Origin of the sequence: Hydrogenophaga taeniospiralis (assembly GCF_020510445.1) — a bacterium.
Lineage (GTDB): Bacteria > Pseudomonadota > Gammaproteobacteria > Burkholderiales > Burkholderiaceae_C > Hydrogenophaga.
The window spans coordinates 536705-562828 of the sequence record NZ_JAHBAG010000001.1 but is presented as its reverse complement, the minus strand read 5'-3'; the positions used below and the strand labels follow the sequence as shown (position 1 = coordinate 562828).

Genomic DNA, 26124 nt, shown 5'->3' with positions numbered 1-26124 from the left:
ACATGATTTTCGAGTACTTCAGTCTCACGGATCCCGGCATGGTGCGGGACAACAACGAAGATTCCATCGCCCTGGACGTGGACAACCACGTCGTGGTGCTGGCCGACGGCATGGGCGGTTACAACGCCGGCGAGGTCGCCAGCGCGATGGCCACCACCTTCATCAAGACAGAGCTGGGTCGCTGGATGACCGAGGGCGGATACGAGGCCAATGGCCGTGAGATCAAGCGCGCCATGGAAATCTGCATCGACAACGCCAACCGCTCGATTTTCAACGCCGCCAACTCCAACCCCCAGTACGCGGGCATGGGCACGACGCTGGTGATGGCGGTGTTCCAGGGCGTGCGCTCGTTCATTGGCCATGTGGGCGACTCGCGCTGCTACCGGCTGCGCGGCGGCGAGTTCGTGCAGCTCACACGCGACCATTCGTTGCTGCAGGAGCAGATCGACGCCGGCCTGATTTCCCAGGAGCAGGCCCAGTTCGCCACCCACAAGAACCTGGTCACCCGGGCCCTGGGGGTGGAAGACACGGTGTTGCTGGAAGTCAACGAATACCGGGCCGAGGACGGCGACCTCTACCTCTTTTGCTCCGACGGCCTGTCCGACATGATTCCGGACAGCCGCTTGGCCGCCATACTCGCCTCCGACGGCACGCTGGAGGCAAAAACCAACACCCTGATAGACGCCGCCAACGCCGCCGGGGGCCGCGATAATATTTCCGTGATATTGGCGTATGCTCGGTCCAAACCGTTACGCAAAGGCTTGCTGTCGCGCATGCTGGGGCAGTAACTGAGTTCTTTAGAATTAGTCCATCAGGTTCCACAGGAGTCGGCCATGCCGAAAATGATCGTTTCCATCGACGGCGTCGTCATCAAGGAGGTGCAGCTCACGAAGGATCGCACCACGCTCGGTCGCCGTCCCTACAACGACATCGTGATCGACAACCTCGCCGTCAGCGGGGAACACGCCGTGATGCAGATGTCGGGCGCCGACGTGTTCCTGGAAGACCTCAACAGCACCAACGGCACCTACGTCAATGGCAAGGCCATCAAGAAGCACCAGCTTCAGAATGGCGACACGATCGAGATCGGCAAGTACAAGATCAAGTTCGCGCACGAAGGCGCGCCCGACAACCACGAAAAAACCATGGTCATCCAGGCCGGTGCCGTGGTGGGCGCGGGTACGGCGCATCCGCCGGTGGGCAACGCCGCGATCAAGGTCATGTCCGGCGCCGCCGCCGGGCGTGAGGTGCCGCTGGTCAAGGTGGTCACCACCATCGGCAAGCCGGGTGTGGCGGTGGCGGCCATCACGCGCCGCCCTCAGGGTTACGTGGTCGCGCTGGTGGAAGGCGCCACCAGGCCCACCATCAATGGCAACCCCATCGGTTCCGATGCGGTCAACCTGCGCCATGGTGACCTGATCGAACTGGCCGGCACGCAGATGCAGTTCATCCAGCAGTGACGCTGGCCGGTGCCGCGCGCCGCTTTCGCTGACGGCGGCCACCCCGCATTGCCCGCTCCCCGCGCCCCATGCCGGCCCTGAGCAGACACGGCCCGCGCATCGCGGTCACCCTGCTGCCCCTGATTTTCGCCATCCTGCACGCGCTGGGTGTGTTGCCCATGGGGGTGCTGCAGCGCCTGGACGACATCGTCTACGACGCGCGCCTGCGCGCCACCATGCCCGGCACGCTCGACGACCGGGTGGTGATCGTCGACATCGACGAAAAGAGCCTGGCCGAGGTGGGGCGCTGGCCGTGGTCGCGTGACCACCTGGCCCGGCTGGTGGACACGCTGTTTGAAGACCAGGGCATCGCCGTGCTGGGGTTCGACACCGTGTTTGCCGAGGCCGATGACAGTTCCGGTCTGCACCAGCTCCAGCGGCTCGCCGACGGTGCCCTGGCCGGTCAGCCGGGGTTGGCCGAGCAGATCGAACGTCTGCGGCCCGAGCTGGACCACGACGCCCGATTCGCCCGCTCGCTCAAGGGCCGGCCGGTGGTGCTCGGCTACTACTTCACCAGCGACCGGGACGGCCGCACCAGCGGCGCGCTGCCCGCCCCCGTGATGCTGCCCGAGGCCCTGCAGGGGCGCAGCATCCTGGCCACCCGATGGGACGGCTTCGGCGCCAACATCGCCCCACTGGCGCAGGCCGCACCGCGGGCCGGCTTCTTCAATGCGGTGGCCGGCAGCGACGGCGTTGTGCGCTCGGTGCCTCTGCTGGCCGAACACGGCGGGCGTTATTACGAATCGCTGTCGCTGGCCATGTTTCGCTTGTTGCTCGGGTCGCCACGGGTGGAGCCGGGCTTCCCGGCCGAGCAATTCCTGCCACGCGACTACCAGGCGCTGGAAAGCGTGCGTCTGGTGCATGAGAACACCGCGCTGGCCATCCCGGTGGACGATCGATTGGCCGCACTGGTGCCCTTTCGCGGACGCGGTGGGCCACAAGGGGGTTCGTTCGCCTACGTGTCCGCCGGCGACGTGCTGGCGGGGCGCGTGCCAGCGGGGCGGCTGCGCAACAAGATCGTGCTCGTGGGCACCACCGCGCCGGGGCTGCAGGACCAGCGCATCACCCCCGTGGGCGAAGCCTACCCCGGGGTGGAGACCCATGCCAACCTGATCTCGCACCTGCTCGATGGCGAGGTGCTCGTCAAACCCGACTACGCGCTGGGCTACGAACTGGTGGTGTTGGTGGTGTCCGGCCTCGTGCTCGCCCTGGCGCTGCCGCTGCTCAGCGCCGCGCGCGCGGTGGGCCTGAGTCTGGGGGTGGTGGCTGCGGTGGTGGGCCTGAACGGCTGGCTCTACCTGGGCCATGGCCTGGTGCTGCCGCTGGCCAGCGTGCTGGTCATGAGCGCCCTGGCCTTCGCGCTCAACATGAGCTACGGCTACCTGGTGGAGAGCCGTGCCAAGCGCAAGCTCGCCCAGCTCTTTGGCACCTACGTGCCACCCGAACTGGTCGACGAGATGGTCCGGGACCCCAGCCGCTACAGCATGACCGCCGCCACGCGCGAGCTCACCGTGATGTTCTGCGACATGCGCGGCTTCACCCGGCTGTCCGAAACCCTGGAGCCCACCCGGCTCCAGGCTCTGCTCAACACCGTCTTCAGCCGCCTCACCCACACCATCCGCAGCCACCGGGGCACCATCGACAAATACATGGGCGACTGCGTCATGGCGTTCTGGGGGGCGCCGGTCGACACCGCCGACCATGCCAGTCTGGCGGTGCAGACCGCGCTGGAGATGGCCGAGGCCGTCCGGCGGCTGAACCAGGAGCACGCGCGCCAGGGGCTGCCGCAGATCGGCGTGGGCATCGGCCTGAACACCGGCCAGATGTGCGTGGGCGACATGGGGTCGGACGTGCGCCGCAGCTACACCGTGGTGGGCGACGCGGTCAACCTGGGTTCCCGGCTCGAAGGTCTGTCGCCCACCTACGGCGTGGACATCGTTGCCAGCGACGCCACCCGGGAGCAGGCGCCGCAGTTCGTCTGGCAGGAGCTGGACCGCGTGCGCGTCAAGGGCCGGGCCACCGCAGTGACCATCTACACGCCGCTGGGCACCCCGGAAACGCTTTCCGACAAACTGGCCGAGGAACTGCGGCTGTGGAACCGGGTCCTTCAAACCTGGCGGGCGCAGGACTGGGACGCGTGCGACGCGTGTTTGCTCCAACTGCAGCGCCAGAATGCGGAAAAAGTCCTTTACCGGCTCTATGCCCAGCGGGTAGCCTCCATGAGGCGGTTGCCGCCCGACCCGGCCTGGGACGGGGCCACCACGTTCGAAACCAAATAGAGGCCGCTTGAGCCGGCCACGAAACCAGGCGAATCTGCAGATGAGGGTACGAGTTCTGGGGTGCTCCGGCGCCATTGCGCAGGGGTGCCGCACCACCTCCTTTTTGCTCGACGACGACGTCCTGGTCGACGCCGGCACCGGCGTGGGCGACCTCAGCCTGGACGAGATGGCCCGCGTCAACCATGTCCTGCTCACCCATTCGCACCTGGACCACGTGGCCAGTCTGCCGCTCATGCTCGACGCCGTGGCCGCGCGCCGACTGGCCGCGGGCGCCGAACCGCTGCAGGTGCGCGCCCTGCAGAGCACCATCGACGCCCTCAAGGCCCACATCTTCAACAACCTCATCTGGCCCGACTTCTCCACCATCCCCAGCGCCGACACACCGCTCATGCGCTTCGTGCCCATCACCGTGGGCGAGGTGCTGCAGGTGGGCGGCAAGGCCATCGAAGTGTTGCCCGCCGTGCACACCGTGCCCGCGGTCGGCTTCGCCGCCGCCACCGCCTCGGGCCACTGGGTGTTCAGCGGCGACACCGAGCGCAACCCCGCCTTCTGGCAGCGCATCAACCAGCTGCCCATGGCCCTGCTCATCATCGAAACCGCGTTCAGCGACCGGGAAAAAGACCTCGCCCGGCGCAGCCTGCACCTGGCGCCCGGCACGTTGGCCGAAGAGCTCGACCAGATCGACCGCAACCAGCGTTACCCGATCTACATCACCCACACCAAGCCCGCCGAAACCGGCCTGATCATGGAAGAGATCCGCCGCTTCGACGACAGGCCCAACCGGCCCGACGACGTGCGGCACGACATCCGCTGGCTCAGCGCCGGACAGACCTTCGAGCTGTGACAAAACCGGTCGTCTGCGGGTGGGGTGACAAAAAATGTCAGTCACATCCGGATGCGGCGGGCACAAATTGTCACTTCTGCCGACGAGCTGTGAAAAAGGCCGCGAAAAGCCGGGCATTTCAGGCTGGCACGATCTCTGCTGCTCGGGTACCGTCGTTCTCCCACAACCCCATAGGAGTTTTACTCATGAAGCGTTCCATGCAAAAAGGTTTCACCCTCATCGAATTGATGATCGTGGTGGCCATCATTGGTATTCTGGCCGCCGTGGCCCTGCCGGCTTATCAGGACTACACCGTTCGCGCCCGCGTGACGGAAGGCCTGAGCCTTGCGGGTGACGCCAAGTCGCAAATCGGCACGGGTTCTGCCACCGCCGCCGATCTGGCCGTGACGACCCAAACCTGGAACGACCAGTCCGGTGGCGTCGGTGCCACCAGCAAGTACGTGACCAGCGTGCTCATGACCGAAGCCGCAAATGCCGCAGCGGTTGCCGCTACCACGGGCGAAATCACGATCACCTATTCCACCCTCGTTGGCCCGGTCACCACCGGCACTGACGATCAGCTGGTTCTGTCGCCCTGGATCAAGTACGGTTCTGCTTCCACCGATCAGGTGCAACTGGGCGCTTCCTATGCTGCGGCGGAAACCGGTGCCATTGACTGGAGCTGTCAGTCGGTGACGGAGGCCACCTCAACGGCACGTGGCCGTGCTGCCGCTACTGCGGGCACTTTGAAGGCCAAGTTCGCCCCGAACGAGTGCCGCTAATAACGGTTGCTGGGGTCGCGCGCAGGCGCGACATATAAAAAGAGGCGCTTCATGCGCCTTTTTTTATTTGCCTTTCTGTAAAAAGGTCTCTGACAAAAGTCGCTTTCGAAAGGTCGAAAAATGTCGCATTGGGCAACATTGTCATCTGATGATGTGACTTTGTTCACGAAATTCGTGGGGTTTGCCGCTGGCATGACTCCTGCGGCTAGTGGGTGATCTGCCATTAATGAGTTCCGTCGAGGTCATGATGAACACCAGTGCCCAGAGCGGTTTTACGCTAATCGAGTTGATGATTGTGGTCGCCATCATCGGTATTTTGGCGTCGATTGCATTGCCGGCCTATCAGGACTACACCATCAGGGCCCGGGTGACGGAGGGTGTGGTCCTGGCCGCGGATGCAAAAGCCCAGATTGGTGTCGGGGTGGCGACGCAAACGGACCTTGCCACCGCTGCGCGCGCTTGGAATCAGCAGGCCAATGGCGTCGGTGCGACCAGCAAGTACGTGACGCGGATATCGATGGAAGAGGCGGTGGGCAACACACAGGGCGAGATCACCATTGTGTACGCCGAGACTGTTGGTCCCATTACCCAGGGTGCTAGTGACTCGTTGATTTTGTCGCCGTGGGTCAAATTCGGCTCTGGATCTTCTGATGTGGAACAATTGGGCGCTTCCTTTGGCGCAGGCATCACCGGCGCGATCGACTGGAGTTGTCAGTCCGATACCCGATCGCTTTCAACGATGCGAAACATGGTCGGTTCTTTGGGCACTTTACCGGCAAAATACGCGCCCACGGAATGCCGCTGACAGTTGGTGTCGGCGGCCCCGTGGAGAGACGACCGAAGTACAGCCGCCTATCAAAACAATGGTCAATGGTGAAAAATCTGCGTGAACGCTTCCATGCCGGGGGGGTGCATCTGCTGGCATCGGCGGCAGTGGCATCGCTGGTGGCCGTGCTGGTTTTTGGTTTGTGGTATCCGGACGACTACCGTTACATGGCGGGGGGCAGCGAGCTGCTGGTTCTTATCATGTCGGTTGATGTGGTGCTAGGGCCGTTGTTGACTTTTGCCGTGTTCAACCGCCAGAAGGGCTGGGCCCATCTGAGGCGTGACATAGTGACCATTGCCGTTTTGCAGTTGTCGGCGCTTGCTTACGGCATATACACGGTCAGTATGGCCAGACCAGTTGCCTTGGTGTTCGAATTCGACCGTTTTCGCGTCATTACATCGGCCGAAGTGGTCACTTCCGAGCTGTCTGAAGCCCTTCCGGAATTCCGGCACCTGTCGCTGCTTGGACCGATCACTCTTGCACTGCGCCGGCCAGAGTCGGGCGATGAGCGATCTAATGCCCTGGCCACGGCCATCTTCGACGGCGTTGATACCAGCCAGAGACCAAAGTTCTGGATACCTTATGGTGCGTCCGAACGGGTACTGGCGGTAGAGGCAGGACGGCCGCTAGAGCAGTTGATACAGCAGTATCCAGATGCCGGCCTTGACACCGAAAAACTGCTTAAGAAACAAAATTTGGACCCTCGTGCTATGAAGTTTTTGCCCGTTCGGGCCAAAAACGATGCCGTGGCCGTGGTGCAAGCAGATGGACGGATCGTAGGGTTCCTGCCATACGACGGCTATTTCTGATGAGGGAACAAATGTCTGAATCTAAAGTCGCTTGGCACAGATACCTGTTGCTGCTAGCGATTTATGCCCTGTTGGGCCTGCTCTTTCAGGGCCTGTCTCTATATTTTGGATACAAACGCCATCTCTTTAGTGCCGAAATGCTGCTGGCATTTTTTCTGTTGGCAGCGGGTCTTCGATTTTTTGGAGTCGTAGCGTTCATATTTGCGGTGGCCTCCGAGTTGTCACTGGGAATGTCTTCCATTTTTTATCTGTTTGAATTAGGGCAGATATGGGATATGGCAGAGTTCCTGTTTGAGGCTCGCCCTTCGTATCTGGCGTCTTTGGTCCTGCTGATAGCGCTGATGGCTGCAGGACTTTTGTTGTCGATTCGTACCCTTAAAGGACTGCATCGAAGCCGACATCTCCTGCTTCAGATAATGGTTGCGCTGGGTCTGTTTCAATATCAATGGGTTTTGTCGGCGGAGGAGCAAACCTTCTTTTCCCCGACGTTTGCCGACAGAATGCACCTTTTATTTGGAAGCTCTGTGCATTTCGCCCGTGATGTCATGGTCATCAATAAAGGGCAGGCTATTGGCAATGGACCCGATGATGCCGAATACATACCGATTCAGTACCCGTCCGCTGCAAAGTTGGTTTGGGGTCAAAAGCAGTTGCCGCCTCGTGTTCTTTTCATCATTGCCGAGTCATGGGGTCAACCGAAAGACCTTTCCATTCTGGAAGGGCAAATCCAGGCATTGCGACAAAGCCCCCATGTGAAAGATCTGACGTTAGATAGGGTTCATGCAGTTGGGGCGACTGCGGCAGGCGAGCTGCGTGAAATGTGTGGGATGATTCCAACGCGCTTGAACTTTCGAAAACTGACGGCGGAAGCTGTAGGCGACTGTTTGCCAGCACAGCTTCGCAAACAGGGTTACTCCACAATTGGGATTCATGGCGCGCATGGATTCATGTATCGTCGATTGCTATGGTGGCCGGAGATAGGTCTGAAAGAGCTCATATTTAAAGAGGCATTGCCTCAAACCAAGCCGCTTTGTCATTCGTTTCCAGGATACTGTGATCGCCATCTCTTTGATATCGTGCGGAACCGCTTGAGTGCCGAAAAAGTGTTCCTTTATTGGTTAACCTTGAATTCGCATATGCCCTACGATCGGCGAGACGTTGTCGATTATCGCGAGGAGTTGTGCCGTGGGGCATTTGGAGCGGCATATGACGAGCAGTTGTGCAACTATCAGAACCTGCATGTGCAGTTCTTCGAGCATTTGGCCAAACTCGCCGAAGATGAATCCATGCGGGGTGTCGAGGTGGTCGTGGTGGGCGACCACGCACCCATTTTCAACGATGAAGCATCGCGTGGACATTTCGAGCGGAAACAGGTGTCTATGCTTCATTTCACGCTGCAATAAAGGCGGCTTTTCGATTGATTTCCGTAATGCCACCGGTATTTGTTTGTGCATGGATTTAATTTCATGCGATGCCGATTTGCATTCGGCGCAATAAGAAAAATTGATGTGTCAACGATTGACGTATAACCTTCCCGTCAGGCTTAAACAGCGAAAAATGCAATCTCCAAATGTAGGCCATGCACAAGTGCCGATTGTTCTAATCGCTATTGGTCTTCTGATCTATCCTGCCTCTGCTTTTGCATACATTGACCCTGGCACAGGCAGCGCGCTGTTTTATGTGGTGACCGGAATTGTGGTTTCCATCTACTTCACCTTGCGAGGTCTTTACTACCGAGCCGCCAGCTGGCTGTTCAGCGTTCGACGGCGGGACCAAAAGTGTGAAATAGCCATCCATTGCGAAGATCCCCGCTATGAGATCACCTTTTTGCCTATCATTCGAGCACTTGATGCTCTGGGTGTCGACATTGCCTATTTCACAATGTATCCACGCGATGAATCGTTCGAGCCCTTGCCTCAGAATGTAATACATCGATCTGTTCCCGAAGGGATGTTGGGCTATGCCTATCTCAATAACGTCGAGGCGGTTGTACTGATTACGACAACCCCGCAATTGGATGTCATGACTTTTCGTCGTTCGGCGCATGTTCGGCACTATGCAATCGTGCAGCATGCATTGGGCGAGTCGCGGTTTGTAAGGCCATATGCCTATGATTTTTATGATTCTGTATTGTGCTGCGGCCCTATTGTCAAGGCAAATATACAGCGCATGGAAAAAATCAGAGGCTTCAAAAGGAAAGATCTGTACGAAACCGGATTGCCGCATTTTGACGAGATGCTGAAGACGGCACGTGAGCTCCCACCTCTTTCCGGAGATCCGGTTGTTCTTATTGCCCCCAGTTGGGGGGCCCTGAGCATGTTCGAGGCGTTCGGGACTGACTTCGTAATCTCCATCGCCCAGCGATTTCGCGTAATTGTCCGCCCTCACCCTCAAATGAAGGTTTCTCAGCCCGAACTGTACGCACAGATATTGTCATTGCCGGGCGTGGAGGTCAATACCGATCGGACCCCGGTGGGTGCGATGGCAAGAGCGAACATATTGTTGAGTGATATTTCCGGCATTGCCCATGAATTTGCATTCATCTTCGAGCGGCCCGTTGTCGTGATAGATCGTAAGATGAAGATGGGAGGGCTTGAAGGAGAGTTGCTCGGTGGTGACAGTGAACTCAAGCAACAGTGTTCCGACTTTATCGTCCCGGTGCTCCCAACCGAAATAGGCAATATTGCAGAACATCTTGAGAAAGTGCTGAAAAATCACTCTGCGTCGAAACTTGAAGAAATTCGGAATACCTTGATATATAACTTCGGCGGCGCAGGCAGCATCGCTGCCCAGCAGATCAAGCAGATATATCAACAAGAAAAAGGTCAAACGCAGGCCCATTTGGCAGAGGTCAATGCTTGATGGCCGATTTTTTTGAAATCCTACTTCTGCAACCCCTGATGGTGATTTATCAGGTTTTGTTTGATCTTCCCGTGTGGCTTGGTCCGGGCGAGAAGATTATTGTTTTCAGTATCCTGCTTAACTTCCTGCTTTTTCCTTTGTACAGACAGATGGAGGCAAGTTCCCGCCAAGGGCGCAGGCTGCGCGAACAGATGACACGAGAAGTGGCCCGCATGAAAGCAAACTTCAAAGGGCGGGAGCGATATTTTTATATAAGAGCCGTGCACCGACAGTACCGCTACCACCCGATTCAGGCATTGTTCACTTCGAACGAACTGTTTTTACAGATCTTCATATTCGCGACTGTGTTTCATTTTCTGTCAGGTCCAGGCCTGCTCGACGGAGCGACATTCGGTCGGGTAGAGGACTTGGGACGACCTGATAAATTGTTGGCCGGCATCAACCTGCTTCCTCTGCTCATGACCGTGATCAACGCGATATCCGTGCTCTATTACGTGAACGACAAAGGTCAGCGCCTGCAGGCCATGGCGCTGGCCTTGGTGTTTCTTGCCTTGCTTTATGCGAGCCCAGCGGGTCTTGTGCTGTATTGGACGATAAACAACCTCTGGTCGCTGTTGCGCAACATGCTTTCCAGAAGGCATTTGAGCGAAATCGCCTCATGAATGTGTTGTTGATTTTTGTAGTCGGTGCGGTGGTTCTTGTGGGGGGGCTTCTGCTCTTGCGCCCCATACGGTCCATTATCGGAGCCAATGCTGCATTTGGGCTAGAACTCGTCTTGGCTTTTCTGATACCTGCGGCCGCACTGTGGTTAGAGTGCTCGCTGTGGGCACTGATTGCTTCGACCATATCAGTGGTGGCCGCGTACCGCTGGGTCTCACCATCGGTGCTGCAGAAGGCTTCTGATCTGCTGGGGTGTTACCGTTTACCCCTATATCTGCTTTCGGTGTTCGGAATCGCCTTGCTCGTGCTTGTTGCCATTCCCGTCACAACCTTCTTGACGTCGCCTGGTGAGATTGGTATCCATTTTGACCGACTGCTGAAGGTGAACATGCGCAATGTGATGGTGGTGGTCTATTCGGCAGCCATCCTGTACATGATTGCTTACTATTCAGAGATTCGCTCCGGCATGACATTGCTGTCGATCGGCGCTTTCTTTCTGAGCTGGATCTATGCATTCGTTTTGCCATTTGGCTTTCCCATGCTAACGGGGCTTGCATTTGAGCAGCTTCAACGAACGCTGGCATCAACGTCTCTGAGAACATTGATTGATCTGCTGGTCGTCGTTTCTATCGGCCTGACTTTGCGGTTATTTTGGAAACGTTTCGGTACACGAGCGATCCTCGGGGCGATGTTGATCGCCAATTCTTCGATCCTTCTTGCAGCTGGTATCAGTATCAATCGGGATCAAGTTGGCATGTCCGGCGGTGGCGATCCCGCATCAATGTCTGAAAAGACACTGCAGTTTTCCCGGTCTCATCCGAACACACTATTTATATTTCTCGACCGTTTCATGGGATCGCATGTCGAGTCAATCCTGGAGAGTCATCCCGATCTGGCACAACGTTTGAGTGGTTTCATCTGGTACCCACGTACTGTGTCAGCAGGGCAGAACTCGATCGCGGGACTGCACCCCTTGCTCGGAGGGTACGACTACACGCCTGTGGAAATGAACCGGCGAGGGATGCCTTTGCGTGACCTCGCAGTGGAAGCTTTCTCGATACTTCCGCGTAACTTTGCAGACAAAGGATATCGGGTCAATTTTGTGAACCCGCGAGGTCTTGGCTTCACGATGCAAGGTGATTGCGATTTTCTACGATTCGATGGCGTTACCTGTACCCATATTCCGGCCAGTATTTCTCATCAGAAGGCAAAGGCCATGGGATTTCCAATCAATGCGCTGGCGGAGGCAAACTATGCGGATCTATTGGTTCTGCTTGGAGCCATGCGAGTGGCGCCTTATGCCATGAAGGAAGCGATCTACGTCAACGGACCATGGAAGCCTTTCCTGGATCATTCTGCCGGTACCACCTTACGGGAGTGGGCTGAACTGGAAGCCATGGACCAGATGACTGAAATCGATGAATTCGGGCCCAGTTTCAACTTCATCTCGAACATCCTGCCGCACGAACCCTATTTCATGGGACTGGATTGCCTGCCAAAACCGGAGGCGCTCACGCTGTCAAAGGATGAGCTGAAGAGCCACGGGCATGGCAGTCTTTTTTCACTTCAACATGCCAACACAGCACGCTGCGCCCTTCTTTCCGTCGCCCGGTTTTTCGACTATATGAAAGCCGAGGGTGTCTATGACAACACGACCATTGTCATTGCTTCAGACCATGGGATTGTGGGCAGTGTGCAGGATTCTTCACGAAGGGCTGTGGAAGGAGGCGCAACCGACAATGCGTATGTAAGCCTTCGCCCTCTGGTGATGCTAAAAAGAGCGGGAGGATCTGGACCGCTCAAAGTTTCGGAGGACTTTATGCCTAACGCGGAGGTCCCCAGTTCGCTGTGCAAGGATATCGGTGGTTGTGTCAATCCCTACTTGAACAAAAAACCCGTTGAAGCGATGGGCCGGGATGATCCCTTCTTCGCTTCCCTCGTTCCGTGGCAATTCAGTATGCAGAAACCCAACTCCTTCGTTATCACCAAACAATTGGTTTTGAAGGGCAAAGATCCATTTGACATACGTGGCTGGAGCACTCGTGAGCCATGAGTGTTCTCCAGTTTCAGTAGCTTGTACTGAATGTTGAGCATTTGTCTTTTTCCCATCAGCGAGGCAACGAGATTGACGATGTTTCTCTGTGGCGCTTTTCAGGCCTCCAACTTCTCTTGGTCATGAGCCGAATACTGTCAAAACCTGATGATGACGATCTGCCCAGAATTGATCGGGCTAAGGTGGGCGAGTTCTTCGCGGAGCGCGCACGACGGATAGATCGCATTGGCCCGGTCCGTGCCGTGATTTACCAAGACAAACATGCAGATCTTGCCGAGCGACGCGATGCTGCAGAAAAGGCGTGCCTGACGCCGCTGCTGCGCCTCGGGGGCGTGGAGCGTTTGCTCGACGTTGGGTGTGGCACCGGCAGATGGGCAAGAGAATTGCTCGGACACTGTGCTGCCTACCACGGCATGGATTTCTCTCGCGAGCTGATTGCATATGCCAAATCTCATCTGGGTGAATCTGCTGACTGCCGATTTACTGTTGCAGCGGTGGACAATTTCACCTTGAACTCCTTGCATGAGTCGTTGCCTTTCGATCGGATACTTTGCGCAGGCGTCCTGATTTACCTGAATGACGATGAACTTTTAAGCGCGCTGCGCAACATCGCCGGAGTCATGGCCCCGAAGTCGCGCGCCGTGTTTCGAGAGCCAATGGCGGTTTCCCAGCGGCTGACAATCAAAGACCATTTTTCCGACGAGCTCGAACAGGCATACAACGCCATCTATCGGACGGAAGAACAAATCAGATCCTTGATTGTTGAGGCCATGTCAAGCTCGGGCTGCCGGTCGCTGGATAGCGGTGATGTTTACGCCGACGAATCCATGAACAACCGTGCCGAAACACGGCAGCGATGGTTGGTGGTTGAAAGGTGTGCATGACAATAGCGTTCTGCTTTGATCTTGACGGCACCTTGACCAAGACGGAGATCCTCCCATGTATCGCGTCTGAGTTAGGGATTTCACAAGAAGTTGCAACTCTGACCAGGGTCACGATGGAGGGCTTGATCACGTTCGAGGAATCACTCAGCCTTCGCGTGGCAATTTTGGGACGCGTGCCAATTGAGCGAGTTCATTCCATCATTGCCGACATTCCGATGGACGAGGTACTTCTAAGGTTTATTCGAAGCAAACCAAATCAGTGCTTCATCGTCACGGGAAATTTGGACATTTGGACATCGCGGGTTGTGGCAAACATGGGCTGCAAGGGCTACTTTTCCAAGGCGACGTTGGTCGAAGATCAAGTGCGACTCGAGACCGTGCTGAACAAGGGGGATGCCATCAATGATCTGCGGGCGTCCGGATATACCCGCATCATCGCGGTAGGGGATGGTTCCAACGATGTGCCGATGCTGCGGGAAGCTGACGTGGCGATTGCCTATGGCGGCACACATAGCCCAACCGCTTCTGCCATCGCGGCTGCCGACTATGTGATACACGATGGAGACACCTTATGCAGCCTGTTGAATACGCTGTCATAGCCGCCGCCGGGATCGGTTCGCGGCTCGGGCATGGTATGCCGAAGTGCATGCTGGAAATCGGCGGCGTCACGTTACTGAGTAGACTCATTCATGTTCTTGAGCCCGTCGTTCGACGCATTCATGTGGTCGTTGGCTATCGCGAGGAGATGATCGTCGATTTGGTGTCACGCAGGCATCGCAATGTTGTGCTCGTACGCAATCCTCACTATCGAACCACGAACACTGCCCAGAGCATGGCCCTCGGTGCCAGGGGCTGTAAGGGGAAAATTCTGTTTCTGGACGGAGATCTGCTGATTGAACCTCGCTCCTTGATGAGCTTCGTTTCGTTTTCCGCAGACAGCGATTTGACAATAGGGGTCACGCCTTCAATCAGCGAAAACCCAGTGTATGCTCACACGACGTCAGCCCCGGGTGGGAGCATGATCGTGACGGGCTTCTCACGCACTGATGCATCTTCCCTTGAATGGGCAAATGTTTTTTCGGGGAACGCGCAATTTCTCGATGAAGAGAAGGACTACGTGTTCAATCGGTTGGAACGGCATTTGCCAGCGGTTGCCTTCCCATTGAACTTGCGCGAAGTAGACACCGTGGCTGATCTGGTTGAGGCGAAAAGATTTGCCCAAGAACTGGCGGCGATCCAGGATGTATCCAAATAAGGCCACAAGGGTAATGATTCTGGTCACCCAGCGACAAAATGCCCGCTCTTCCCCCCCCGCTTCTCCACCAACCGCACCCCATTGACCGTCATTCCCCGATCCACCGCCTTGCACATGTCGTAGATCGTGAGCAGGGCCACGCTGGTGGCGGTGAGGGCTTCCATCTCCACGCCGGTCTGGCCGGTGCATTCGGCCGTCGCGCGGCACAGCACGCTGCTGGATGACGCCTCCACCTCGAACTCCACCGCCACGCGCGTGAGCGCGATGGGGTGGCACAGGGGGATCAGTTCGCTGGTTCTTTTGGCGCCCTGGATGCCCGCGATGCGTGCGATGCCCAGCACGTCGCCCTTTTTGGCGTTGCCGCTCTGGATCAGCGCCAGCGTGGCGGGCTCCATGTGGATGCGACCTTCTGCCACGGCCACGCGGTGGGTGTGGGCCTTGGCGGCCACGTCGACCATGTGGGCCTGGCCCTGGGCGTCGAAGTGGGTCAGCGGGCTGCTGTCGGAGGGGGTTTTGGGGGTGTTCATGGGGGTGCTTTGCGCGGTCTTTACAGAAACCTGGGGGACTTGGCGGCATCATACGGGGATGCGTTTCTCCTTCAGGCCTCTCTTTTCGCCACCGGCGCGACCTGTTTCCACGGCGCTGCTGCTCACGGCGCTGGCCGTTGTGCCGGCGGCGCTTTCCAACGCGCAGACGGCCGCTGTGGATGCACCGGTCACTTCGGGCCTGCCCACGCTGGGCGATGGTTCCGACATGTCCATCGCGGCCGAGCGGCGGCTGGGTGACAGCATCGCGCAACAGCTCTACCGCGACCCCGACTACCTGGACGACCCGGTGCTGGTGGACTACCTGCAGTCGCTCTGGGTGCCGCTGCTGGGCGCGGCGCGCACGCGCGGGGACGTGCCCGCCGAGCTGTCCGAGCGGCTGGCCTGGGAACTGATGATCTCGCGCGACAAGCGCGTCAATGCCTTCGCCCTGCCCGGCGGCTATCTGGGGGTGCACCTGGGGCTGCTGGCGGTGACCGAAACACCGCAGGAGGTGGCCAGCGTGCTGGCGCACGAGTTGAGCCACGTGTCGCAGCGCCACATCGCGCGCATGCTCTCGCGCCAGGACAAGCAGGCGCCCTGGCTGCTCGGCGCCATGGTGCTGGGGGTGCTGGCGGCGCGGGCCAACGCCGATGTGGCCAACGCGGCCATCGTCGGCAGCCAGGCGGTGGCGGTGCAGACCCAGCTCAATTTCTCGCGCGACATGGAGCGCGAGGCCGACCGTGTGGGGTTTGGCGTGCTCACGGGCGCGGGGTTCGACGGCCGGGGGTTTGTGAGCATGTTCGACAAGCTGCAACAGGCCGGGCGGCTCAACGACGACGGCTCTTTCCCCTACCTGCGCAGCCACCCGCTGACCAGCGAGCGCATCGCGGACATGCGCGCCCGCCTGCCCCTGGCCAGCGGCGCCGGGGCCGGCCCCCGTGCCGACGCCCCCGGGGTCGCCGCGCCGGTGCCCGCCACGCAGGGCGGTCTGACCTTGACGCTGCCGCCGTCCACCCCGGGCCGCGAGGGCGCGATGCCGCGCTTGCCCGGCGCCCCGGCGTCGGCCACACCGGCCTTGCACGCGCTGATGTCGGCGCGGGCTCGGGTGCTGGCCGAAAACGGGCCGGACCGCTGGCGCGCCTGGTTGCGCTCCGGGCAGTCGGCCGATGCCCGGCCCGGTGACCGCTACGCCGCGGCGCTGTCCGCGCACCGCCTCGGGCAGCGCGATCTGGCCTTGAACCTGGCGCAGCGTCTGCGCACGGAAGCGGTGCCGGCAGCCCCCGAAACGCGGTGGGCGGTGGATGCGCTGTTGATGGAGCTGATGCTGCCGAGCGCAACCTCAGGCGGCGCGGCCGGCGCGGCGGTGCAGGGGCCGCTGGGGGCACTGCGCGACGCGGCGCTCGCCAGCCACCAGCGCGCGGCGGTGTTGCTCGGGGCCCAGGCGGCGCTGGCCACCGGTGCGCCACGGCAGGCCGCGGCTCGGCTGCAGGAGTGGGTGGCGGCGCATCCGCGCGACGCGCAGGCCTGGCAGACGTTGGCGCGGGCGCAACTGGCGCTGGGTCAGCGCCTGCGCTCCGTGCGCTCCGAGGCCGAGGCCCGTGCGGCCCAGCTGGATTTCGCCGGGGCTGTCGAGCGTTTCAGGGCCGCGCAGGCGCTGCCCGCTGCCGATCGCGCGGCCGACGGCATGGAGCTGGCGATCGTGGACGTGCGCCGCCGCGAGGTCGAGGCGCAGTTGCGCGAATCAACGCGAGAGGACTGATTTCAGGGCCGTGTCCACCACCAGCATCAGCGCCGAATAGATCAGCGAGCCCAGCAGCGCGGCGCCGAAACCGTTGACGCCGAAGCCGTCGAGCAGGCTGGCGGCGGCCCAGAACATCAGGGCGTTGATGACGAACAGGAACAGGCCCAGCGTGACCACCGTCACTGGCAGTGTCAGGATCACCAACACCGGGCGCACCAGCGTGTTGAGCAGGCCGATCACCGCCGCGGCGATCAGGGCCGAGGTGAAGTTGGGGATCTGCACGCCGGGATAGAGGTAGGCCACGAGCAGCAGGGCGCAGGCCGCGAGCAGCCATTTCAGGATGAGTTTCATGTGGGGCAGCATAGCACCGGACATGAAAAAGGCGGCCTGCTCGCGCAGGCCGCCCGGTGGCAAACGCCGCGCGGGTTACGCCTCTTCCGGCACCGGATGGCGGGCCGCCATCACCTTGCCGATCACGAGCACCAGCAGCGCGCCCACCACGGCGGCCGCGTACTTCACCACCGGGGTTTGCGGCAGCTTGAGCATCCAGGCCATGTTTTCCGGGTCGGCGAGGGCCGGGTCGGTGACCAGCATGCCCCCGGCGATCCAGCCCAGCAGCATGCCGCCGCCCGTGATGATGATGGGGAAGCGCGCCATCAGCTTGATGACCAGCTGACTGCCCGAGACGATGATCGGGATGGAGATCAGGAGGCCCAGGATCACCAGCAGCAGCGAGTGTTCACCCGCGTGTTGCGCCGCGCCGGCGATGGCGATGACGTTGTCCACGCTCATGACCAGGTCGGCCACGATGATGGTCTTGATGGCCGCGAACAGCTTGTCGCTGCTGGCGATGTCGCCGTGACCGTCTTCGTCCGGCGCCAGCAGCTTGACACCGATCCACACCAGCAGCACCGCGCCCGCGAGCTTGAGGAAGGGCACGTTGAGCAGTGTCATCGCGAAGGCGATCAGGATCACGCGCAGGACGATGGCGCCGGCGGTGCCCCAGATGATGCCCTTGGTGCGTTGCGCGGGCGGCAGCTTGCGGCAGGCCAGCGCGATCACGACCGCGTTGTCCCCGCCGAGCAGGATGTCGATGATGATGATCTGGCCCAGCGCGACCCAGAACGCAGGTGAAGTCAGGAAATCCATAAATGCCTCGTGGTGGTGTGTTCAAAAGGGTCGGAAGCGGGGCCTGCCCGTCGTCCGCCCGACCTTCTCATGTTCGGCCACCCTGGGTGATCGGAAGGCACTGTCTCACCTGCCTGCGACGGCGCGGCTGCGCTGGCGAAGGGAGGAACGGACATGCCTTGATCGGCCCGTGGGGAGCCCATCAAAGGTCTTGCTCGGCCTGGCGATGGAACGCCGGGCCCGGGCTGCCGGAAGCGGGTGGCACCGCTTCGTATTGACGACAGCCCGAATGTCCGGCCGCCCGGGGCGCAGGGCGCTCATGAGCGGCGGAGCGGAGAGCTACTCCCCTTCGAGACCCGCGATTGTACCGACCCGGGACGCCCCATGACCGCCGTTGCGGATACGCAGTTCCCACAGAGCGAGCCGGTGTTCCGGCGCCGGTACCGGCCGCGAAACGGGGGTGCTGGCTATGATTCGTCCCCCATGGCTGGCATACACATCACCGACATCGAGGCCGCGATCAACCACTGGCGTGAGCGCTCACCCTCGCCCGATGGCCTGTCGCTGGCGCCACAGACGCGCGCGCTGGCCGAGGTGTACGCGCTCATGGTGTACTTTCGCGAGACCGAGGCCGACGAAACCTCCCTGCCCACTCCGGCGCGCGAGGCCTGGCTCGCCTGGTTCGACAGCACGCCCGACACACCCTGCATCGCCATTTGCTCGACCAGCCAGGGCGACGAGGTGTGCAAGGGGTGCGGGCGCACCTTTGACGAGGTGCAGCACTGGACCGAAATGACCCCAGGCGAGAAGCGCGCCAGCTGGCGGCGCATCACGCTCGACGGCAGCGCCTGGCGCTTCAACCGCTACGCCGAGCGGGCGCTGGAAGACACCGGTTCCTAGGCCGGAACCGTGTAGTTGGCCTGGGTCACGTAGTCGATGCCGCAGCTCAGGTCGCTGATCCAGTTGATGAACTCACCCACCGCCGCGCCCGCCAGCGGGGCGCCGTGCTGCGGCACGATCATGTCGATGGGCAGGGTGCGGGCCATGTTGGCCCACAGCCGCAGCACCTTGGACGACACCATGTAGCGCCGGTGAAAAGCTTCCATCTTCGGGATGTGGGGCGCCAGCGAGGTGACGGGTTTGGCGGCGTCGGCCGAGGTGCCGATGGAGACGCCGAGGTCGCCCGAGAAGAGGATGCGGCTCACCGGGTCCCAGAACTGGAAATTGCCCTCCGAGTGCATGAAGTGCGCGGGCAGCGCCACCAGCTCGGAGCTGCCCAGGGGAATGCGCACGCCCGGGTCGGGGATGCCGATGATGCGGCCGGCCGTCTTGCCGGGTTTGCAGAAGTGGGGCGCGAAACGCTCCCACAGGCGCGAGATGTACAGCGTGGCCTGGGTGCTGGTCATCCAGCGGTCCAGCGAGGCGATGATGTCCGGGTCGGCGTGCGAGGCCAGGATCTTGGACAGCTTGCTGGGCGGGAAAAAGCGGCCGATGGTGAGCAGCAGCTCGTTGTAGGCCATGTTGCCACCCGGATCGATGATGGCGCCGGTGTCACCATGGATGACCAGGAACTGGTTGGCCTGCACGGCCTGACCAGGTTCGCCGTCTTCGTCGCTCAGGTGGGCGAACATCAGGCAGACATGGCCGTTTTTGTTGAAGAGTTCGATGGCCATGGGGTCCTTCGGTGGTCGGGCAGGGTTGAGGGCAACGAATTCTAGGTATTCGAGCAGGGCCGATGGTGGGTGGCTGTCGTTTGTCCGGCGCACTCTGTCGGAAATACCGCGCTCCGCCCGGACGGGCTGCCCACATTTCCCGGCCGGGTGAGACATCGGTCACACCCGGGCCGGAGGGGGCGCGTGATCAGGCCCGGCGTGCCAGTTCCTCGGCCTTGCCGATGTAGCTGCCGGGCGTCATGGCCAGCAGGCGGTCTTTTTCCGGCTGGGGGATCTCCAGGCTGCGGATCAGCGCGTGCAGGGCCTCGGCCGTCACGGTCTTGCCGCGCGTGACTTCCTTGAGTTTTTCGTAGGCGCCTTGCACGCCGAAACGGCGCATCACGGTCTGGATCGGCTCGGCCAGCACTTCCCACGATCCGTCCAGGTCGTCGGCCAGCGCTTCTTCATTGAGTTCGAGCTTGCCCAGGCCCACGCCCAGCGCGTGGTAGGCCAGCACCGCGTAGCCCAGCGCCACGCCCATGTTGCGCAGCACGGTGGAGTCGGTCAGGTCGCGCTGCCAGCGGGAAATCGGCAGCTTTTCGGACAGGTGCTTGAGCAGGGCGTTGGCCAGACCCAGGTTGCCCTCGGCGTTCTCGAAGTCGATCGGGTTGACCTTGTGCGGCATGGTGCTGGAGCCGATCTCGCCGGCCTTGAGGCGCTGCTTGAAGTAGCCCACGCTGACGTAGCCCCAGATGTCGCGCGCCAGGTCGATCAGGATGGTGTTGGTGCGGGCGATGGCGTCGAACAGCTCGGCCATGTAGTCGTGCGGCTCGATCTGGATGCTGTAGGGCTGGAAGGTCAGGCCCAGGCCGAGCGGTTCGGGCTGCTCGATCACGTTGCGGCTGAAGGCTTCCCAGTCGAAATCGGGCCAGGCCGAGAGGTGGGCGTTGTAGTTGCCCACGGCGCCGTTCATCTTGCCCATGAGCTTGACGCTGGCGATCTTCTCGCGCGCGGCGGCCAGGCGCACCACCACGTTGGCCAGCTCCTTGCCCACCGTGGTGGGGCTGGCGGTCTGGCCGTGGGTGCGGCTGAGCATGGGCACGGCGGCGAAGGCGTGCGCCATCTCGCGCAGTTTGGCGATCACGCCGTCCAGCGCGGGCAGCAGCACCGCGTCGCGCCCGCCCTTGAGCTGCAGGGCGTGGCTGGTGTTGTTGATGTCTTCGCTGGTGCAGGCGAAATGCACGAACTCGGCGGCCTTTTCCAGCTCGGGGCGGGCGTCGAATTTCGATTTGATCCAGTACTCCACCGCCTTCACGTCGTGGTTGGTGGTTTTCTCGATGTCCTTGATGGCCACCGCATCGGCTTCGCTGAAGTTCTTCACCAGGCCCAGGAGGTAGGTGCGGGCGCCGGGCGTGAGCGGCTTGAATTCGTCGAAACCAGCGTCGGACAGGGCGATGAACCAGGCGATCTCGACCTGCACGCGGCGGTGCATGTAGCCCTGTTCGCTCATGAAGGGCCGCAGGCTGGCCAGCCGGCCGGCGTAGCGGCCGTCCAGCGGGGACAGGGCGGAAACGGGGGTCAGGGCCTGGGAGGCCATGGGGGGGTGAGCGGTGGGGGCGGGGGTGGTCGGGCGCATCCCCCAATTGTAGGAGGCACGGCCCCGGCGGCCCGGTGCCGTCTGGCGCCGCGCGCTGGCCAGTGTCGGTGGCCGGGTGTTCCGCCGTGGTGCTGTCAGCCCTGTGGGGCCCGCGGCTGGCTAAAATGGCCGACCCGGGGAAACCTGTCTCACGAAGCACCGTCCATGAAACTCATCGGCGCCATCACCAGCCCCTACGTGCGCAAAGTGCGTGTCGTCATGGCCGAGAAAAAGCTCGACTACCAGTTCCTGCCGGAAGACGTCTGGTCGGCGAGCACCCAGATCGGCACCTCCAACCCGCTGGGCAAGGTGCCGTGCCTGGTGATGGAGGGCGGTGAAGCGGTGTTCGATTCGCGGGTGATCGTTGAATACCTCGACACCCTCTCGCCCGTGGGCAAGCTGATCCCGGCCCAGGGCCGCGAACGCGCCGAAGTCAAGACCTGGGAAGCGCTGGCCGACGGCCTGCTGGACGCGGCCATCCTGGCCCGGTTGGAAGCGACCTGGGCCGGCCGCACCGACGAGCAGCGCAGCGACGCCTGGATCGAACGCCAGATGGGCAAGGTGCACGCGGCGCTCAAGTCCATGAGCCAGGGCCTGGGCGACAAGCCGTTCTGCTCGGGCATCCATCTGAGCCTGTCCGATCTGGCGGTGGGCTGTGCGCTGGGCTACCTGGACTTCCGTTTCCCCGACATCGACTGGCGTTCGTCCTACCCGAACCTGGCCAAGCTCAGCGAGAAGCTCTTCCTGCGCCAGAGTTTTGTGGACACACGGCCGAATTAATAGGTTCCACCCGCGCCGCGCCTAGGGGCGCGTCACCCCCCAGGGGGCGATGCCTGCGGCCTGGCAAAGCCAGTTCCGCGGCATCCTGGAAGCGGGCACGCGCGCCGGCGTGTTAACGGGCGGCTCTGCGCTTCAGCCAGCGCATCAGTGTGCCCAACCCCGGCAGCTTCTCGTACAGCTCTTCGGCCGCGTCCCAGTAGTCGCGGTGTTCGCGGATGCGGCCGTCGTTGTCCAGCATCAGGTGGGAGCCGCCGCGGATCCGTTGCACGGTGGTGGTGTCGAAGCGCTGGAAACGGAAGTGGAATTCCCAGACCAGAAACGCCTGCGCGCCGTCCACGAGCTGTTGCGTCACGGTGAAGCGCGGCTCGTGCAGGGCCTGGAACATGTGTTCGAAGATGCGGCCGATCGCGGGGACGCCCTGCACCTCGTTGAACGGGTCCTTGAAGCGCGCCTGCGGCGCGTAGAAGCGGTCGATCTGCGCCACGCTCTGGGGCGTGAGGGTTTCGAAGTAGGCGGCGAGGCGGGCGACCGCGGCGCGGAGGTCGTCGGTGGGCAGCGTCATGGGAGGTTTATAGCCCGGTGAAGCGCCGCACGGCGGGGAAGTAGGCGCGGTAGGGCACCAGGCGCAGCAGCTTCATCCAGCGCGTGAAACGTTTGGGGTAGTGGATGTCGAAGGCGCCTTGCGCCCAGCCGTCGAGCATGGCCTGCGCGGCGCGCTCGGGCGTGATCAGGGCCGGCATGCTGAAGTCGTTCTGCGCGGTCAGCGGCGTCTGCACGAAACCGGGGTGGACCACGCTCACGCCCAGACCCAGCGGCTCCAGATCGAGGTACAGGGTTTCGGCCAGGTGGGTGAGCGCGGCCTTGGTCGGGCCGTAGGCCAGGCCCTTGGGCAGGCCGCGAAACCCGGCCACGCTGCTGACCAGGCTGAGGTGGCCGGCGCCGCGCGCGATCAGCGCGGGCAGCACGGCGTCGAGCACGTTGAGCGCGCCGACGTAGTTGATGGCCAGGTGCTGCCGCAGTTCGGCCAGATCGAGCGCGGTGGCGCGCATCTCGCGGTAGTGGCCGGCGCAGTACAGCACCAGATCGAGCGGGCCCTGGGCCAGGATGGCGCGCGCGGTCCGCGCCACCGCCGGGGCGTCGGTCACGTCCAGCGGCCAGGCCTGAACCGGCGTGGCGCCGGGCAGTGTCGGATGCCGGGCCACCAGCCGCTCCAGCGCGGCCGCGTCGCGCGCCGAGACCTGCACCCGCGCGCCGCGCGCCACCAGCGCCTCGGCGGTGGCCAGGCCGATGCCGCTGGAGGCGCCGATCACCCAGACCCGCAGGCCGCGCCACCCGGTGATGGGCGGGTTGAAGGGCCGCAGCAGGCGCCAGCCGCGCCGCCGGGCGGGGCTTTCCGCTCGCAGGGGGGCGCTGGGTTCGACGAAGTGGCTGGGGGCGGTCATGGCGAAAGGGGGATGTGGGAGAGCGGGCCGCTCATGCGGGGCGTTTGACGAAGCTCAGCGTGACCTCGCCCAGGCGGACGCCGAACTTGCTCATCGTGGCCTTGTTGAGCATCACGCGCGCGTCCATCAGGTACATCCAGTCGTCGAACGCGACGTGCCAGATCTGTCCGTCCGCCGGCAGGGCCAGCGTGTAGTCCCAGCGGAACGCGTTGCCGCGGGTCTGGCCCAGCGCCGTGCCCACCACGTCGTCGGCGCTGCCGCTGTAGCGGCCTTCGCCCAGGTGCTTGAGGCGCCAGATGCGCTTTTGCGTGCTGCCGTCCGCGTACACAAAGTCTTCGTCGAGCACGCCGTCCTCGCCCGTCCAGCGGCAGCGCATCAGCACGGTGAAGCGTTTGACCACCTTGCCGGCACGGTCGGTGAAGACGCCGTAGGCGTCGAGCGTGCCGTTGAAATAGTCGCGCAGGTCCAGCGCGGGCTGCTCGCCCGCGTGGTCGCTGAGCCTCGGTCCGGCGCAGCCCGCCAGGCCGAGCGTGGCGGCGATGCCGGTGGTGAGCACGAGGCGTCGTTTCATGGGTGGGCTTTCAGTGGCGGGAGGGCCGTGGGTCTGGTCAGGCGCTCGGGCCGGATCACCAGGGTGTGCAGCGCGGCGCCCGCGAGCAGCTTGAGCGCGCAGGGCAGCAGGCAGTAGGCGAGCGTGAGCACCTGCAGCGCGGCGGGGTCGCGCGTGCCGGGGCTGTAGCCGAACAGGGCGAGCAGCGGCAGGCTCAGGCCGGCGGCCAGCGCCAGGTTGAGCTTGGCCGCGAAGTTCCACCAGCCGAGGTAGGCGCCTTCGCGGTGGCCGCGCTCGCCCAGTTCGTCCATCAGGCCGGTGAGCAAGGCGCCGGGCAGGGCCAGATCGGTGCCCAGGGCCATGCCTGAGAGGGCGCACACCAGCAGGAACGGCCAGACATCGCCCTCGCCCAGCGTGGCCGCCCAGACGAAGGCCGCCACGGCCAGCGCCATGCCGGCCAGCCAACTGCGCGCCAGGCCCAGGCGCCCCACCAGCCGCACCCACAGCGGCAGCGACAGCGCGGCGAACAGGAAGTAGGTGGCGAGGAAGGCGGGCTCGATGGCGCGCGGCGCCTGCAGCCGGTCCTGCACGAAGAACAGCACCAGGGTGGCGGGCACCGCGCTGGCCGTGCCGTTGAGCACGAACACCGCCAGCAGTTTCAAGAAGCGCGGCTGGCGCAGCGGTGAGCGCCGCACCCCTGCCCCGGCCTGCGCGGGCGGAAGCGGGCCGCCCCGCAGCGGCACCACCGCCGCGCTCCAGGCCCACCAGCCCAGTGCCAGCAGCACGGCAAACGCGGTGACGGTGACGCCCAGTCCCAGCGTGCCGGGCAAGACCGCGGCGAGCAACACCCCCAGCAGCGCCAGGCCCTCGCGCCAGGCGACGATGCGGCTGCGCTGGGCCTCGTTGCCCGCCAGGCGCGCGCCCCAGGTCTGGTGCGCCACGCTGGCCACGCTGTAGGCGGTGCAGGTGAGGGCCATCAGGCCACCGGCCCAGGCCAGCAGCGCGGCCGGGTCGGTGCGCACCGCCTCGGGCGGGAACAGCAGCGCCCACAGGCCCAGGGCCAGTGCCACGGCCGCGCCGGCGCCTGCGGCCAGCACGGCGCGGTGCGAGCGCGTGAACAGGCGGTCGCACCAGCGGCCGATCAGCGGGTCGAGCAGCGCGTCGAACAAGCGCGCTAGCAGCAACACCAGGCCCAGCGCGGCCAGCGGCGCGCCAAAGCTGCGCGCGTAGTGGTTGGGCAGGATCACGTACAGCGGCAGCGCCACGAAGGCCAGCGGCAGGCCGAGCAGGCCATAGCGCAGGCCGTGGCGCCAGGCGCCGGTGCCCACGAAGTGTTCGGCCGGCGTGGGGATGCGGGTGGGGCGGGCCGGGCTCATCGCCGCACCTGCGCGATCAGCGCTTCGCGCAGGCGCGGTTGCGAGGTGGCGGGCGAGAGCCAGATGCCGAAGAAGCGGGCCGAAAACCCCTCGTCGGCGATCTCGCCGAGCAGCCGGCCGTTGAGGTAGAACCGCGCGCCGCTGCCGGGCACGTGCAGGCCCAGGATGCGGTCGCCCGGCGCCACGTCGGGGAACAGCGCGCCCATGGCCTGTTGCCAGCGGGTGGCCTGTTCGGGGGTGAGTGCGCCGATGCCGCGCATCTCGTCGATCGAGCGCTGCGCGATGTCGCGCCCGGAGAAGGCGCGCCGGTAATGCAGCTCCAGCCCGAAGCGCTGCGCGGCGAAACGTTGCGCATCAAAGCCCGGCGCGGCCCAGAGGCTGGCGCCGTAGACCTCGAAGCCCCACACCCGCAGCAGGCCCTGGCCCACCGCCTGTTGGCCTTGCAGCGCGGCGCTGGCCGTGGGTTCGATGGGGCTGGTGGCCTGGGCGGGGGCGCACAGGGCCGCGCCCAGCGCGATCAGCGCCAGCGTGTGTCGCGGCAGGCGGTGGGTGTATGGCAT

At 62.8% G+C, this 26124-nt stretch carries 27 protein-coding genes; 17 read left to right on the top strand and 10 right to left on the bottom strand.

Features of this window, described 5'->3' with window-relative positions; genetic code table 11:
* Positions 1-2: 2 nt before the first annotated feature.
* The 14 genes from KIH07_RS02605 to KIH07_RS02540 all read left to right on the top strand — a co-directional run bounded on the left by KIH07_RS02605 (position 3) and on the right by KIH07_RS02540 (position 14732).
* Positions 3-788 carry a Stp1/IreP family PP2C-type Ser/Thr phosphatase gene (locus KIH07_RS02605; protein ID WP_226490482.1) on the top strand — a complete coding sequence of 262 codons (786 nt, stop codon included), beginning with the start codon at positions 3-5 and terminating at the stop codon, positions 786-788.
* A gap of 45 nt (positions 789-833) precedes the next feature.
* Complete coding sequence (locus KIH07_RS02600; RefSeq protein ID WP_226490481.1) at positions 834-1460, top strand: FHA domain-containing protein; 627 nt, start codon at positions 834-836, stop codon at positions 1458-1460.
* Positions 1461-1528: 68 nt separating this feature from the next.
* Positions 1529-3778, top strand: a complete 2250-nt coding sequence (locus KIH07_RS02595) for a CHASE2 domain-containing protein (RefSeq protein ID WP_226490480.1) — start codon at positions 1529-1531, stop codon at positions 3776-3778.
* Positions 3779-3818: 40 nt separating this feature from the next.
* Positions 3819-4622 carry a 3',5'-cyclic-nucleotide phosphodiesterase gene (locus KIH07_RS02590; protein WP_226490479.1) on the top strand — a complete coding sequence of 268 codons (804 nt, stop codon included), beginning with the start codon at positions 3819-3821 and terminating at the stop codon, positions 4620-4622.
* A gap of 185 nt (positions 4623-4807) precedes the next feature.
* The gene (locus KIH07_RS02585; RefSeq protein WP_226490478.1) at positions 4808-5383 is read left to right on the top strand and encodes a pilin; all 576 of its coding nucleotides are present in this window, start codon (positions 4808-4810) and stop codon (positions 5381-5383) included.
* A gap of 244 nt (positions 5384-5627) precedes the next feature.
* Positions 5628-6188, top strand: coding sequence for a pilin (locus KIH07_RS25445; RefSeq protein WP_319004773.1), 561 nt, complete (start codon positions 5628-5630; stop codon positions 6186-6188).
* 65 nt (positions 6189-6253) lie between these two features.
* A complete protein-coding gene (gene tfpZ / locus KIH07_RS02575; protein ID WP_226490477.1) occupies positions 6254-7018 on the top strand; it encodes a TfpX/TfpZ family type IV pilin accessory protein in 765 nt (254 codons plus the stop codon).
* A gap of 11 nt (positions 7019-7029) precedes the next feature.
* Positions 7030-8421: a sulfatase-like hydrolase/transferase gene (locus KIH07_RS02570; RefSeq protein WP_226490476.1), complete on the top strand. Its 1392-nt coding sequence runs from the start codon at positions 7030-7032 to the stop codon at positions 8419-8421.
* Between the two features lie 154 nt (positions 8422-8575).
* Positions 8576-9880: a CDP-glycerol glycerophosphotransferase family protein gene (locus KIH07_RS02565; RefSeq protein ID WP_226490475.1), complete on the top strand. Its 1305-nt coding sequence runs from the start codon at positions 8576-8578 to the stop codon at positions 9878-9880.
* Positions 9880-10542 carry a YidC/Oxa1 family membrane protein insertase gene (locus tag KIH07_RS02560; protein WP_226490474.1) on the top strand — a complete coding sequence of 221 codons (663 nt, stop codon included), beginning with the start codon at positions 9880-9882 and terminating at the stop codon, positions 10540-10542. The genes KIH07_RS02565 and KIH07_RS02560 overlap by 1 nt, the downstream gene beginning before the upstream one ends.
* Positions 10539-12593, top strand: a complete 2055-nt coding sequence (locus KIH07_RS02555; protein ID WP_226490473.1) for a sulfatase-like hydrolase/transferase — start codon at positions 10539-10541, stop codon at positions 12591-12593. Before KIH07_RS02560 ends, KIH07_RS02555 begins: the two co-directional genes overlap by 4 nt.
* A 41-nt stretch (positions 12594-12634) precedes the next feature.
* Positions 12635-13477, top strand: coding sequence for a class I SAM-dependent methyltransferase (locus tag KIH07_RS02550; RefSeq protein WP_226490472.1), 843 nt, complete (start codon positions 12635-12637; stop codon positions 13475-13477).
* Complete coding sequence (locus KIH07_RS02545; RefSeq protein WP_226490471.1) at positions 13474-14076, top strand: HAD-IB family phosphatase; 603 nt, start codon at positions 13474-13476, stop codon at positions 14074-14076. Before KIH07_RS02550 ends, KIH07_RS02545 begins: the two co-directional genes overlap by 4 nt.
* Complete coding sequence (locus tag KIH07_RS02540) at positions 14049-14732, top strand: NTP transferase domain-containing protein (RefSeq protein ID WP_226490470.1); 684 nt, start codon at positions 14049-14051, stop codon at positions 14730-14732. Before KIH07_RS02545 ends, KIH07_RS02540 begins: the two co-directional genes overlap by 28 nt.
* Before the next feature lie 23 nt (positions 14733-14755).
* On the opposite strand, the gene moaC is transcribed toward KIH07_RS02540, so the two are convergent.
* Positions 14756-15259 (bottom strand): cyclic pyranopterin monophosphate synthase MoaC, encoded by a 504-nt coding sequence (gene moaC / locus KIH07_RS02535; RefSeq protein ID WP_226490469.1) that lies wholly within the window; start codon positions 15257-15259, stop codon positions 14756-14758.
* 58 nt (positions 15260-15317) lie between these two features.
* Between moaC and KIH07_RS02530 the strand changes: the two genes are divergently transcribed.
* The gene (locus tag KIH07_RS02530) at positions 15318-17018 is read left to right on the top strand and encodes a M48 family metalloprotease (protein ID WP_226490468.1); all 1701 of its coding nucleotides are present in this window, start codon (positions 15318-15320) and stop codon (positions 17016-17018) included.
* Here KIH07_RS02530 and KIH07_RS02525 read toward each other — a convergent pair.
* Entirely contained in the window at positions 17001-17351 is a 351-nt protein-coding gene (locus KIH07_RS02525) for a phage holin family protein (RefSeq protein ID WP_226490467.1), read from the bottom strand. The two genes, KIH07_RS02530 and KIH07_RS02525, sit on opposite strands and share 18 nt — an antisense overlap.
* A 75-nt stretch (positions 17352-17426) precedes the next feature.
* Positions 17427-18149, bottom strand: a complete 723-nt coding sequence (locus KIH07_RS02520; protein WP_226490466.1) for a TerC family protein — start codon at positions 18147-18149, stop codon at positions 17427-17429.
* Between the two features lie 462 nt (positions 18150-18611).
* Here KIH07_RS02520 and KIH07_RS02515 point away from each other — a divergent pair, with 462 nt between their 5' ends.
* Positions 18612-19028 (top strand): DUF3717 domain-containing protein, encoded by a 417-nt coding sequence (locus tag KIH07_RS02515; protein WP_226490465.1) that lies wholly within the window; start codon positions 18612-18614, stop codon positions 19026-19028.
* Here the strand turns inward: KIH07_RS02515 and KIH07_RS02510 are convergent.
* A complete protein-coding gene (locus KIH07_RS02510) occupies positions 19025-19801 on the bottom strand; it encodes an MBL fold metallo-hydrolase (protein ID WP_226490464.1) in 777 nt (258 codons plus the stop codon). The two genes, KIH07_RS02515 and KIH07_RS02510, sit on opposite strands and share 4 nt — an antisense overlap.
* 187 nt (positions 19802-19988) lie before the next feature.
* Positions 19989-21377, bottom strand: a complete 1389-nt coding sequence (purB, locus tag KIH07_RS02505; RefSeq protein WP_226490463.1) for an adenylosuccinate lyase — start codon at positions 21375-21377, stop codon at positions 19989-19991.
* 204 nt (positions 21378-21581) lie between these two features.
* Between purB and KIH07_RS02500 the strand changes: the two genes are divergently transcribed.
* Positions 21582-22196: a glutathione S-transferase C-terminal domain-containing protein gene (locus KIH07_RS02500; RefSeq protein WP_226490462.1), complete on the top strand. Its 615-nt coding sequence runs from the start codon at positions 21582-21584 to the stop codon at positions 22194-22196.
* A 112-nt stretch (positions 22197-22308) separates the two neighbouring features.
* On the opposite strand, the gene KIH07_RS02495 is transcribed toward KIH07_RS02500, so the two are convergent.
* From KIH07_RS02495 to KIH07_RS02475, 5 genes are read right to left on the bottom strand one after another with little or no spacing between them, the layout of a single operon-like run.
* Positions 22309-22758, bottom strand: coding sequence for a nuclear transport factor 2 family protein (locus KIH07_RS02495; protein ID WP_226490461.1), 450 nt, complete (start codon positions 22756-22758; stop codon positions 22309-22311).
* A gap of 7 nt (positions 22759-22765) precedes the next feature.
* Positions 22766-23638 carry an SDR family NAD(P)-dependent oxidoreductase gene (locus tag KIH07_RS02490; RefSeq protein WP_226490460.1) on the bottom strand — a complete coding sequence of 291 codons (873 nt, stop codon included), beginning with the start codon at positions 23636-23638 and terminating at the stop codon, positions 22766-22768.
* 31 nt (positions 23639-23669) lie between these two features.
* Complete coding sequence (locus KIH07_RS02485) at positions 23670-24209, bottom strand: DUF3833 domain-containing protein (RefSeq protein WP_226490459.1); 540 nt, start codon at positions 24207-24209, stop codon at positions 23670-23672.
* A complete protein-coding gene (locus KIH07_RS02480) occupies positions 24206-25564 on the bottom strand; it encodes an MFS transporter (protein WP_226490458.1) in 1359 nt (452 codons plus the stop codon). Before KIH07_RS02480 ends, KIH07_RS02485 begins: the two co-directional genes overlap by 4 nt.
* Positions 25561-26124 carry a chalcone isomerase family protein gene (locus tag KIH07_RS02475; RefSeq protein WP_226490457.1) on the bottom strand — a complete coding sequence of 188 codons (564 nt, stop codon included), beginning with the start codon at positions 26122-26124 and terminating at the stop codon, positions 25561-25563. The genes KIH07_RS02480 and KIH07_RS02475 overlap by 4 nt, the downstream gene beginning before the upstream one ends.